This window comes from Streptomyces alboflavus (genome assembly GCF_000716675.1).
GTDB classification, from domain to species: Bacteria; Actinomycetota; Actinomycetes; order Streptomycetales; family Streptomycetaceae; genus Streptomyces; species Streptomyces alboflavus.
In genome coordinates, this window is record NZ_JNXT01000064.1 from 12,045 (window position 1) to 23,620 (window position 11,576).

11 protein-coding genes are annotated in these 11,576 nt (G+C 72.8%); 7 read left to right on the forward strand and 4 right to left on the reverse strand.

What is annotated here, in order from left to right:
* Positions 1-44 precede the first annotated feature (44 nt).
* The gene (locus OO63_RS34595; RefSeq protein ID WP_030358735.1) at positions 45-1,181 is read right to left on the reverse strand and encodes an 8-amino-7-oxononanoate synthase; all 1,137 of its coding nucleotides are present in this window, start codon (positions 1,179-1,181) and stop codon (positions 45-47) included.
* Between the two features lie 197 nt (positions 1,182-1,378).
* Here OO63_RS34595 and bioB point away from each other — a divergent pair, with 197 nt between their 5' ends.
* From bioB to OO63_RS34615, 4 genes are all read left to right on the forward strand, one after another.
* A complete protein-coding gene (gene bioB, locus OO63_RS34600) occupies positions 1,379-2,569 on the forward strand; it encodes a biotin synthase BioB (protein ID WP_030358734.1) in 1,191 nt (396 codons plus the stop codon).
* The gene (locus OO63_RS34605) at positions 2,562-3,881 is read left to right on the forward strand and encodes an adenosylmethionine--8-amino-7-oxononanoate transaminase (RefSeq protein ID WP_030358733.1); all 1,320 of its coding nucleotides are present in this window, start codon (positions 2,562-2,564) and stop codon (positions 3,879-3,881) included. Before bioB ends, OO63_RS34605 begins: the two co-directional genes overlap by 8 nt.
* Positions 3,878-4,591: a dethiobiotin synthase gene (gene bioD / locus OO63_RS34610; RefSeq protein WP_030358732.1), complete on the forward strand. Its 714-nt coding sequence runs from the start codon at positions 3,878-3,880 to the stop codon at positions 4,589-4,591. Before OO63_RS34605 ends, bioD begins: the two co-directional genes overlap by 4 nt.
* Before the next feature lie 291 nt (positions 4,592-4,882).
* A complete protein-coding gene (locus OO63_RS34615) occupies positions 4,883-5,563 on the forward strand; it encodes a class I SAM-dependent methyltransferase (protein ID WP_030358731.1) in 681 nt (226 codons plus the stop codon).
* Between the two features lie 9 nt (positions 5,564-5,572).
* Here the strand turns inward: OO63_RS34615 and OO63_RS34620 are convergent, their stop codons facing one another.
* From OO63_RS34620 to OO63_RS34630, 3 genes are all read right to left on the reverse strand, one after another.
* Positions 5,573-5,935 carry a VOC family protein gene (locus tag OO63_RS34620; RefSeq protein WP_030358730.1) on the reverse strand — a complete coding sequence of 121 codons (363 nt, stop codon included), beginning with the start codon at positions 5,933-5,935 and terminating at the stop codon, positions 5,573-5,575.
* Between the two features lie 128 nt (positions 5,936-6,063).
* Entirely contained in the window at positions 6,064-6,402 is a 339-nt protein-coding gene (locus OO63_RS34625; protein ID WP_063750494.1) for a hypothetical protein, read from the reverse strand.
* Between the two features lie 36 nt (positions 6,403-6,438).
* Entirely contained in the window at positions 6,439-6,666 is a 228-nt protein-coding gene (locus OO63_RS34630; protein ID WP_030358728.1) for a toxin-antitoxin system HicB family antitoxin, read from the reverse strand.
* Between the two features lie 176 nt (positions 6,667-6,842).
* On the opposite strand from OO63_RS34630, the gene OO63_RS34635 reads away from it, so the two are divergent.
* The 3 genes from OO63_RS34635 (at position 6,843) to OO63_RS34645 (ending at position 11,412) form a co-directional block, all read left to right on the forward strand.
* Positions 6,843-7,760, forward strand: a complete 918-nt coding sequence (locus OO63_RS34635) for an ABC transporter ATP-binding protein (protein WP_051811454.1) — start codon at positions 6,843-6,845, stop codon at positions 7,758-7,760.
* A 10-nt stretch (positions 7,761-7,770) separates the two neighbouring features.
* Positions 7,771-10,335, forward strand: a complete 2,565-nt coding sequence (locus tag OO63_RS34640; protein ID WP_030358726.1) for an ABC transporter permease — start codon at positions 7,771-7,773, stop codon at positions 10,333-10,335.
* 183 nt (positions 10,336-10,518) lie between these two features.
* Complete coding sequence (locus tag OO63_RS34645; RefSeq protein ID WP_030358725.1) at positions 10,519-11,412, forward strand: LLM class F420-dependent oxidoreductase; 894 nt, start codon at positions 10,519-10,521, stop codon at positions 11,410-11,412.
* The last annotated feature ends 164 nt before the right edge of the window (positions 11,413-11,576 follow it).

Sequence of the window (11,576 nt, forward strand, 5' to 3'; positions counted from 1 at the left end):
GCGCCGGACCCTGGACCCAGGTCTCAGGTGCCAGATCTCAGGAGTCAGGGTGCGGTGCGGCTGATCGTGGCGACGGCTTCGGCGACCTGTGCGTCGCTCAGGTCGGCACGTGCGGTCAGCCGCAACCGTGAGACGCCGTCGGGAACCGACGGCGGGCGGAAACAGCCGACGGCCAGACCCTCGCGGCGGCAGTCGGCCGCCCAGCGCACCGCTGCTTCCGGCGACGGCGCGCGCACGGAGACGACGGCGGCGTCGGGACGTACCGCCGAAAGCCCTTCCTCGGTCAGGAGTTCGTGCAGCTTCGTGGCCACCGCCCGCGCGCGGGCCGCCCGTTCCGGCTCGCGGCGCAGCAGGCGCAGGGCGGCGAGCGCCGAGCCCGCGGCGGCCGGGGCGAGCCCGGTGTCGAAGATGAGGGTCCGGGCCGCGTTGACCAGGTGCGCGATGACCTTGGCCGGGCCGAGGACGGCCCCGCCCTGGCTGCCGAGCGACTTCGACAGGGTGACCGTGACGACGGTGTCGGCGCTCCCCGCGAGCCCGGCGGCGTGCGGCGCGCCACGGCCACCGTCCCCGAGCACCCCGAGCCCGTGCGCGTCGTCGACGAGCAGACCCGCCCCGGCCTCGCGGCAGACGGCGGCGAGCTCGGACAGCGGCGCCGCGTCCCCGTCGACGGAGAACACCGAGTCGCTCACCACGACCGCGGGCCCCTCGTGCGTGCCGAGCGCCTTGCGCACCGCGGCCGGGTCGGCGTGCGGCACCACCTGGGTCGTGCCGCGGGCGAGGCGGCAGCCGTCGATCAGGGAGGCGTGGTTGCCCGCGTCGGAGACGATCAGCGAGCCGTGCGGGGCGAGCGCGGTGACGGCGGCCAGGTTCGCCGCGTAGCCGGAGGACAGGACGAGGGCGGCCTCGAAGCCGCAGAAGTCGGCCAGCTCGCGTTCCAGTTCGGCGTGCAGTTCGGTGGTGCCGGTCACCAGGCGGGAGCCGGTGGCGCCCGCGCCCCAGCGGTGCGCCGCGGCCGCGGCGGCGGCGGTGACCTCCGGGTGGCGGGTCAGTCCCAGGTAGTCGTTCCCGGCGAGGTCGAGCAGATGGGATTCGGCCGGGCGCGGACGCAGCGTGCGCACCAGGCCCGCCTGGGCACGCAGCCGCGCCTGCTCGTCGATCCAGTCGAACGGCGAGCCAGCCATGGGACCTCCGGGGCGTCACGGGTCGACGTACATGCCGCGCTCGGACGGGATGTACGGACCGGGGTGTTTGTAGACAGTGCACAGACCCTAGCGGCCGCACCACCGGGCCATGGTGTGGCAATACCCACACCTCCCGATGCTTCTGTTGTACGGAATCTCCATGGTCAGAAAGTCCGGCGTGCGTCAGGATCGGCGCCATGGATCTGCTCAACACGCTGGTGGACAAGGGGCTTCGGCGGGAACTGCCGAGCCGTGACGAGGCGCTCGCTGTGCTCGCGACCTCCGACGAGGACCTGCTCGACGTGGTGGCGGCGGCCGGAAAGGTGCGGCGCCACTGGTTCGGCCGACGGGTGAAACTCAACTATCTGGTCAACCTCAAGTCGGGTCTGTGCCCGGAGGACTGCTCGTACTGCTCACAGCGGCTCGGCGCGGAGACCGGGATCCTCAAGTACACCTGGCTGAAGCCGGACGAGGCGTCCAAGGCCGCGGCGGCCGGGCTCGCCGGGGGCGCCAAGCGGGTCTGCCTGGTGGCGAGCGGGCGCGGGCCCACGGACCGGGACGTCGACCGGGTCTCCGACACCATCAAGACGATCAAGGAGCAGAACGAGGGCGTCGAGGTCTGCGCCTGCCTCGGCCTGCTCTCCGACGGCCAGGCCGAGCGCCTGCGCGGCGCGGGCGCGGACGCCTACAACCACAACCTCAACACGTCCGAGGCGACGTACGGCGACATCACCAAGACGCACACCTACGCCGACCGTGTCGACACCGTGCAGAAGGCGCACGCGGCCGGGCTCTCCGCCTGCTCGGGCCTGATCTCGGGCATGGGCGAGACGGACGAGGACCTGGTCGACGTCGTCTTCGCGCTGCGCGAGCTCGACGCGGACTCCGTGCCGGTGAACTTCCTGATCCCCTTCGAGGGCACTCCGCTCGCCAAGGAGTGGAACCTCACCCCGCAGCGCTGCCTGCGCATCCTCGCCATGGTCCGGTTCGTCTGCCCGGACATCGAGGTCCGCATCGCGGGCGGCCGCGAGCTGCACCTGCGCACGCTCCAGCCGCTCGCCCTGCACCTCGCCAACTCGATCTTCCTCGGCGACTACCTGACCAGCGAGGGCCAGGCGGGCAAGGCCGACCTGGAGATGATCGCGGACGCCGGGTTCGAGGTGGAGACCACGGACCAGGTGACGCTGCCGGAGCACCGCAGGGGCGGTGGGTGCGGCTCGGTGTGCGGCTCGCAGGACAAGGCCGACGAGACGCCCGCCGACACCGCTCCCGCAGAGGCCGCGCAGCCCGCCCCGCAGGCCGACGCGCCCGCCGCGCCGGGCCCGCGCACGGATCTGGTGACGGTACGCCGCCGGGGCGCCGGAACGGACGTGGCGCCCAATGCCTGACGCGTCCACGGCGTCCGGCCTGGACGTCAAGGAGATCCTCGACCTCGACCGCGCGCACGTCTGGCACCCCTACGGCCCGATGCCCGGCCGCCAGGACCCGCTGGTCGTGGAGTCCGCGCACGGGGTGCGGCTGCGCGTCGCGGGCGTCGGCGAGCTGGTCGACGGCATGTCGTCGTGGTGGTCGGCCATCCACGGCTACAACCACCCCGTCCTGAACGACGCGGTGCGCGAGCAGCTGGACAGCATGAGCCACGTCATGTTCGGCGGGCTCACGCACGAGCCCGCCGTCCGGCTCGCGAAGCGACTTGTCGACCTCACGCCGGACGGTCTGGAGCACGTCTTCCTCTCCGACTCCGGTTCGGTGTCCGTCGAGGTCGCCGTCAAGATGTGCCTCCAGCACTGGCGTTCCCTCGGCAGGCCCGAGAAGCGCCGGATGCTGACCTGGCGGGGCGGCTACCACGGCGACACCTGGCAGCCCATGGCCGTGTGCGACCCCGACGGCGGCATGCACAGCCTGTGGCAGGGCGTGCTCCCCCAGCAGGTGTTCGCGGACCAGCCACCGGCGGGCTTCGATGCCTACGACGAGGCGTACGCCCGGCATCTGCACGACGTGATCGGACAGCACGCCCACGAGCTCGCGGGCGTCATCGTCGAGCCGGTGGTGCAGGGCGCGGGCGGCATGCGCTTCCATTCCCCCCGCTATCTGCGCGCGCTGCGCGAGGCGTGCGACGCGCACGGCGTGCTGCTCGTCTTCGACGAGATCGCGACGGGCTTCGGCCGCACGGGCGCGCTGTTCGCAGCGGACCACGCGGGCGTCACACCGGATGTGATGTGCCTCGGCAAGTCCCTGACCGGCGGCTATCTGACGATGGCGGCGACGCTGTGCACCGAGCGGGTCGCCGCGGGCATCGCGCGGGGCGAGGTGCCGGTGCTCGCGCACGGTCCGACGTTCATGGGCAACCCCCTCGCAGCGGCGGTCGCCAACGCCTCCATCGACCTGCTCGTCGGCCAGGACTGGCAGACGGACGTCAAGCGCGTCGAGACGGGCCTGCGGGCGGCGCTCGCCCCGGCCGCCGAGCTGCCCTTCGTCCGTGACGTGCGCGTCCTCGGTGCGCTCGGCGTCGTGCAGCTCGACCACCAGGTCGACATGGAGGCGGCGACGAACGCCGCGGTGCGCGAGGGCGTGTGGGTGCGGCCGTTCCGCGACCTCATCTACACGATGCCGCCGTTCGTCACGAGCGACGCGGACGTGGCGCGGATCGGCCGCGCGGTGTGCGCGGCCGCCCAGGCGAGCGGGAAGGTCTCGGCATGAGCGTGCTCATGGTGTCCGGTACGGGCACGGAGATCGGCAAGACCGTGACGACGGCGGCCGTCGCCGCGGTGGCCCTCGCGGCCGGGCGCAGCGTCGCCGTCCTCAAGCCGGCCCAGACCGGCGTCGGCCCCGGGGACCCGGGCGACGTCGACGAGGTGCTGCGGCTCGCGGGCGACCGGGTGACCCCGGTGGAGCTGGCGCGCTTCCCCGAGCCGCTCGCGCCCTCGACGGCCGCGCGCCGTGCAGGGCTTTCGACGGTCTCGCCCGCCCAGGTGGCCGAGGCGGCGGAGAAGCTGGCGGCGTCGCACGACCTGGTCCTGATCGAGGGGGCCGGTGGTCTGCTCGTCCGCTTCGACGAGGCGGGCACGACCCTCGCGGACGCGGCCCGGCTCCTCGCTGCCCCCGTCCTGATCGTGGCCACCGCGGGCCTGGGCACCCTCAACATGTCCACGCTCACCACCGAGGCCCTGCGCGCCCGCGGCCTCACCCCCGAGGGCATCGTCATCGGCAGCTGGCCCACCACTCCCGACCTCGCATCCCGCTGCAACCTGGCCGAACTGGCCGACGCGGCGGGGGCACCCCTGCTCGGCGCGATCCCCGAGGGGGCGGGTTCCCTGCCGGGCGCGGAGTTCCGGGCGGCGGCCGGGGGCTGGCTGGCGCCGGGGCTCGGCGGGAGCTGGGCGGGGCCGGGAGCGCTGTCCGAGGGGTAGTCCTGGCGCGGGGTCGGGTCCGTCCCACCGAGGTCGGGTCCGTCCCACCGAGGTCGGGCCCGTCCCACCGGGACCGGAGCCGTCGCACGGTCTGACGGACTGATCCCGCGCACGACAGCCGGGCCGGGGTGAATCAGCCCGTCCGGCGCTTGAGGACGAGCGCGCAGCGCGATCGGGGCCCACCCCGGCGCCGGGCGCGAGAAGTCCCAGCCCGGGGCCTGGGGCGCGGGGCCCCAGTTTCGGGAAGGGGCGGGTTTGGGGAAGAATCCCCCACCCACCCTTGGAGGCACCATGCCGCCCTCCGCCCGCCCCGCCCCGCGCGACGCGGTCCACCACCCCCTCTTCGCCCGCTTCTACGCCCGCCTCAGCGTCTCCGCGGAGCCGGCCATCGCCCCGCACCGCAAGGAACTCCTGCGGGGCGTCGAGGGCCGCGTCATCGAGGTCGGCGCGGGCAACGGCCTGAACTTCGCGCACTACCCGAGCACCGTCGCCGAGGTGGTCGCGATCGAGCCGGAGAGCGTCCTGCGCCGCCTGGCCGTGTCGGCGGCGCTGCGCGCGGACGTCCCCGTGGACGTGGTGCCGGGCGCCGCGGAGGCCCTGCCGGTGAAGAGCGAGGCGTTCGACTTCGCGGTGGCGTCCCTTGTGCTGTGCAGCGTGCGGGACGTGCCGAGGGCGCTCGGGGAGCTGCGCCGGGTGCTGCGTCCTGGCGGTGAGCTGAGGTTCTTCGAGCACGGCCGGGCGCCGGGCGGCGCGATGGCGACGGCGCAGCGCGTCCTGGACCGCACGGTGTGGCCGCGTCTGTTCGGCGGCTGCCACGTCAGCCGGGACACGGTGGGCGCGCTGCGTGCGGCCGGGTTCGAGGTGGGGGCGTACCGCGCGATCGTGGTGCCCGAGCGCGGCCCGAAGTTCCCCACGTCGTACTGCGTCCTGGGTTCGGCGCGCCGCCCCGCGGAGGACGAGGCGGCTGGCTGAACGGCCCGGTCAGATCGGCTGCGCGAGGTTCACCGCGTTGCCGTCGGGGTCCTGGATGTGGGCGACGCGCTGCCCCCACGGCATGTCGTTGGCGGGGCCGCGCACCGTGCCGCCGAGGGCCTCCACGCGCGCGAGGAGCTCGTCGACGTCGTCCACGGTCACGCTCAGGAGCGAGCGCTGCGGTGTGCCTTGCTCGACGTTCTTGTCGGCGACGATGCCGAGGTCGGACTCCTTGACCCGCAGATTCAGGAAGAAGACGGGGCCCTCGTCCGGCACGCGTTCGGTCTCCTCGGCGCCGAGGAGACCCGTGTAGAAGGCGACGAGGCGGTCCAGGTCGGGGGTGATCAGCATCGGCTGGATGGTGGCGGGCATGGCGGGGTCCTCCTGGTGGTCGCGACCGGTTGCCCCATGGTGACCGGCGGACGGGCCACAACTCATCGGCCGCTCGCCGCGCGATGTCGCACCGCGCCCGCGTCACCTCACCGGCCGGCCGCACCGGATCACAGGCTCCACTGCCGCAGCTCACGCGCTATGTCGTGCACGCTCGCCCCGTCCTCCTTGATGAGGCGGGCCAGATCCCGCACCTGCTCGGGCGAGGTCACGACCTTCACGCCGCTGGCGACGAGGTAGGCGTAGGCGACCGAGGAGGCGAAGAGCGCGTTGGAGCGTTCCAGGGCGGGCAGGTGCAGCAGGAGCTGGAGGAGGGCGGCGGCGCGGTCGTGCGGGCCCTCGTAGACGGGAACGCCGAAGATCTCCGCGTGGTGACGGGCGACGGCGGCCACCAGGGCGCCCCAGTCGGTCACCTGTGGATCACCCGGCGTCTTGTGCTCGGCGACCATCAGGAGCCAGGCGAGGTCGATTCTGAGGTTCAAGGGTCAGCGACGACCCTCGCGCTCCGCGCCGAACTCCTCGGCGAAGACGGTCTCGTACTGCTTCATGAAGTCGGCGGCGGCCTCCACGAACGTGTGGCCGAGCTCGCCCGCATCCTGTTTGACCAGCTCTTCGATGTAGCGATTCACGCTCACACCGCGGGCCATGGCGCGTTCGCGCGCGGCCCGGGCGGTGTCCTCGTCCACCCGCACGTTCAGCTGAGTCTTCGCCATGTCCACAAGCTAGCGCCGATCCGCTAGCACCGGCAAGAGGTACCGGGCCCGGAGGGTCAGGTGCCCCTTACACACTCCTCACTCATCGACCTGCGAGGGATACCAGCCAACCGCTCCGACCCTTTACTCTTCGCTGGCATACGCGAGTTGGGACGGCCACGACCCGGGAGGCGGCCTTGTCCACACCTGCTTCGACACCGCACACGGAGCGCGCCGAGCCCTCCGGATCCGCGGCCCGCGCGCGCGGGCTCACGAAGGCGTACGGCTCGGGCGAGACAGCCGTGCTCGCCCTGGACGCGGTCGACGTGGACATCGCGCGGCAGCGCTTCACCGCCGTGATGGGTCCTTCCGGTTCCGGCAAGTCCACGCTGATGCACACCCTCGCCGGGCTCGACTCGGTCTCGGCGGGCCAGGTGTGGCTCGGCGACACCGAGATCACCGGGCTCAAAGAGCGGGAGCTGACCCGGCTCAGGCGGGACCGGATCGGCTTCATGTTCCAGTCGTTCAACCTCATCCCTACGCTGAACGCGCGCGAGAACATCACCCTGCCCATGGACATCGCGGGCCAGCGCCCCGACGCCGAGTGGCTGGAACACGTCATCGACACGCTCGGCCTGCGCGACCGCCTCCGGCACCGGCCCGCGCAGCTCTCCGGCGGCCAGCAGCAGCGCGTCGCGTGCGCGCGTGCGCTGGCCTCCCGCCCCGAGCTGATCTTCGCCGACGAGCCGACCGGCAACCTCGACTCACGGGCCGGGCTCGAAGTCCTCGGGTTCCTGCGCGAGGCGGTGGACTCGCTGGGCCAGACGGTGGTGATGGTGACGCACGACCCGGGCGCCGCCGCCCACTCCGACCTGGTGCTCTTCCTCGCGGACGGCCGGATCGTGGACGAGATGGCCCGGCCCACGGCGGAGGGCGTCCTGGAGCGGATGAAGCGGTTCGACGTCCTGCACGGCGCGGCCGCCGACCCGGCCGGAGGGGCGACGGACACCACCGGACCACCCGGCCCCGCCGCGGCCCCGGCCGACCCCGCCGGGGATCCGCCCGCCGACCCTCCGGCGAAACCCACCCGCGACGACCCGTCCCCCCAGGACTGAGGCGGCACCCGTGCTGAAGGCCACCCTCCGCAGCTTCCTCGCGCACAAGGGCAGGCTCGCCCTGTCCGCGCTCGCCGTGATCCTCTCCGTGGCGTTCGTCGCGGGCAGCCTGATCTTCTCGGACACCGTCGCCCGTACCTTCGACCGGCTCTTCGCGTCCACGGCCGCCGACCTCTCCGTCGGGCCCAAGGACGACCTCGACGAGAGCGTGCCGACGGGCCGGACCCCGACCGTGCCCGCCGACCTCGCCGAGCGGGTCGCGAAGGTCGACGGTGTCGCGGCCACGCACGTCGACGCGACCGTGGAGAACATCACCGTCGTCGACCGCGACAACGACCCCGTCGGCCCCACCACGGGCGCGCCCACCATCGCCGGCAACTGGTACGAGACCGAGCGCTCCCCCGTGGAGATCACCTCGGGCCGGGCGCCGCGCGCCGCCGGGGAAGCCATGATCGACGCGGACACGGCCGACAAGAAGGACGTGGAGATCGGGGACACCCTCAAGATCCTGGCCGCGCCGGGGTCGTTCGAGACGAGGGTCGTCGGCATCGTCACGTTCACGACCACCAACCCCGGTGCCGCGCTCGTCTTCCTGGACACCCCGACCGCGCAGGCCAAGCTGCTCGGCGGCGAGAACCGCGCGACCAGCATCTCCGTCGACGCAGCGACGGGCGTCAGCGACTCCGAGCTCAAGCGCCGGGTGGCCGCGGACCTGGGCAGCCGCTACGACCTGGAGACCGCGGACGAGCAGGCCGAGTCCGCCGCGTCCGAGCTCGGCGGCTTCCTGGACGTCATCAAGTACGTGATGCTCGGCTTCGCCGGGGTCGCCGTCCTCGTCGGCATCTTCCTGATCGTCAACACCTTCTCCATGCTCATCGCGCAGCGCACCCGCGAGCTGGGCCTCCTTCGCGCGCTCGGCGCCGACCGCAGGCAGGTGCGCCGCTCCGTGCTCATCGAGGCGGTGCTGCTCGGCGTGGTCGGCTCCACCCTCGGGCTCGCCGCCGGGATCGGGCTCGCCGCCGGACTCATCGAGCTGATGGGCGTGTTCGGCATGAACCTCAAGTCCACGGAGATGGTGATCGCCTGGCCGACGCCCGTCGCGTCGTACGTCGTAGGGGTGGGCGTCACCTTCCTCGCCGCGTACCTCCCGGCGCGCCGGGCCGCGCAGGTCTCGCCGATGGCCGCGCTCGCGGACGCCGAGATCGCGGGCGTGGGGCGGCCCCTTCGGGTGCGGGCCATGGTGGGCTCGGTCGTGGCGGCGGGCGGCGCGGCGGCGCTCGTGGGGTGCGCGACCTCGTCCGACACCTCCACGTCGGCTTCGCTGCTCGGGCTCGGCGTGGTCCTCAGCCTCCTCGCCACCGTCGTCGCGGGCCCGCTCCTGGTGCGGCCGGTGATCCGGGTGCTCGGCGGCGCCTTCCCCGCCGTCTACGGCTCCGTGGGCCGGATGAGCCAGCGCAACGCGCTGCGCAACCCGCGCCGCACCGGCGCCACCGCGGCCGCGCTCATGGTCGGGCTCGCCCTGGTCGGCGGCCTCTCCGTGGCCAGCGCCTCCATGACCAAGTCGTTCGACGACCAGATCGACAAGACGCTGGGCGCGGACTTCGTCGTACAGAACAGTTCGTTCATGCCGTTCCCGACCGAGGTCACCGAGAAGGTGGAGGCGACCGACGGCACCGGGCTCGTCGTGCGCAGCCGTTTCACGCCCCTGAAGCTGCGGATGCCGGACGGCAAGACCGTGGAGACGACGGCGGCCGGGTTCGGCGATCAGCTCGACGAGGTCGTGAAGACCACCTACGCGCAAGGGAGTTCGGCGCGGGCGCTCGCCCCCGACCGGCTCGCGATGGACCGGGGCTACGCCAACGACCATGACGTACGCGTCGGTTCGGTGCTGCCCGTGGAGTTCCCCGGCGAGCGCAAGGTGGAGCTGACGGTGGCCGCGCTCACCGACAACGAGGGCCCCGAGGGCCCCGGCATGCAGGGCGGGCTCTTCATGGGGCTCGGCACGCTGGAGAAGTACGTGCCCGACGGCCAGGACTCCGCCGTCTACGTCAACACGGCGCCCGGCACGGACTCGGAGGCGCTGCGCGACCGGCTCGACACCGCGCTCGACCCGTACCCGCAGGTGCAGGTGCGCGACCAGGCGGACTACAAGAAGCTGATCCGCGAACAGATCGCCGTGATGCTCTACCTCGTGTACGCGCTCCTCGGCCTCGCGATCGTCATCGCGGTGCTCGGCGTGGTCAACACCCTTGCCCTGTCGGTCGTCGAGCGCACCCGGGAGATCGGGCTGCTGCGCGCGATCGGGCTCGCGCGGCGGCAACTGCGGCGGATGATCCGGCTGGAGTCGGTGGTGATCGCGGTGTTCGGCGCGGTGCTCGGCCTCGCGCTCGGCCTGGTGTGGGGGGTTTCGATGCACCAGGTCCTGGAGCTACAGGGCCTGAAGGCGTTCGCGGTGCCGTGGTCGACGCTGGTGGCGGTCGTGATCGGGTCGGTGGTGGTCGGGATCGTGGCGGCGCTGCTGCCCGCGCTGCGGGCGTCGCGGATGAACGTGCTGGAGGCGATCGCGCACGAGTGAGGGGCATCGGGCGCGCGGGGTCGGGGTGCGCGTCGGGGCACACGTCGGCCCGTGCGGGGCCGGAATGCGGTGGCTCGCGGGCGCGGGCAGGTGGTGGAATCGGGTCTCGCTCCCGTATCGCCATGTCCCGCCCGCTCCCGTACCACCACGTCACGCTCACTCCCGTACCGTCAAGGAGAGTTCATGCCTCACCGGCCGTTCCGCTTCGGCGTCAACATGGTCGAGCCGAGCCCGCGCACGCAGTGGCGGGCCAAGTGCCGCACGGCGGAACAGCTCGGCTACGACGTGATCCTCGTGCCCGACCACCTGGGCATGGCCGCGCCGTTCCCGGCCGTCGTCGCCGCCGCGGAGGCCACCGAGCGCCCCCGGGTCGGCACCTTCGTCCTCAACGCCGGGTTCTGGAACCCGACCCTGCTCGCCCGTGAGGTGGCCACCACGGACCTGCTCACGGACGGCCGCCTCGAACTGGGCCTCGGCACCGGCTATGTGCGCGCCGAGCACGACGCGGCCGGGCTGCCGTGGGGGTCACCGGGCGAGCGCGTGGACCATCTGCGGCACACCGTCGAGACACTGGACCGGCACTTCGCCGAGGCCGGGTTCGTGCCCAAGCCGGGCCAGACGCCCCGGCCGCCGCTGCTCATCGGCGGCAACGGCGAGAAGATGCTGCGGCTGACGGCGGAGCACGCGGACATCGCCGCGTTCACGGGGGCGCGGTCGGTACCGGGTCACACGGGCGGCAAGATGCTCCACCTGACGGCCGAGGAGATGGACGAGCGGGTCGCCTCCTACCGGCGGCACGCGGCCGGGCGGCCTGCACCCGCCGAGCTGAACCTGCTGATCCAGCTGGTGGACATCACCGACGACCGGCGCGCCAAGGGCCGCGAGGTCGCCGACTTCGTCCCGCATCTGACCGTCGACGCCGCCCTGGACGTACCGATCCTGCTCATGGGCACGGTCCGCCAGATCGCCGACCAGCTGCGCGCCCAGCGGGAGCGGTACGGCTTCTCGTACATCACGGTCCTGGAGCCGTACTTCGAGGTGTTCGGGCCCGTCATCGAGGAGCTGCGGAGCGAGTGACGCAGGCCTCCGTGCCGCCGCCTCAGCGGCACGGCACAGTAACAGTGAGTTACGTGCAGCGCAGCGTTTTGCCGATCCTTTAACATGGGCCCACCACTCGAATCACGACGGAAAGGTGTGAGCGTCCGCCCATGGGCGAGCCTCCTAGTACCCCACATCGCGCA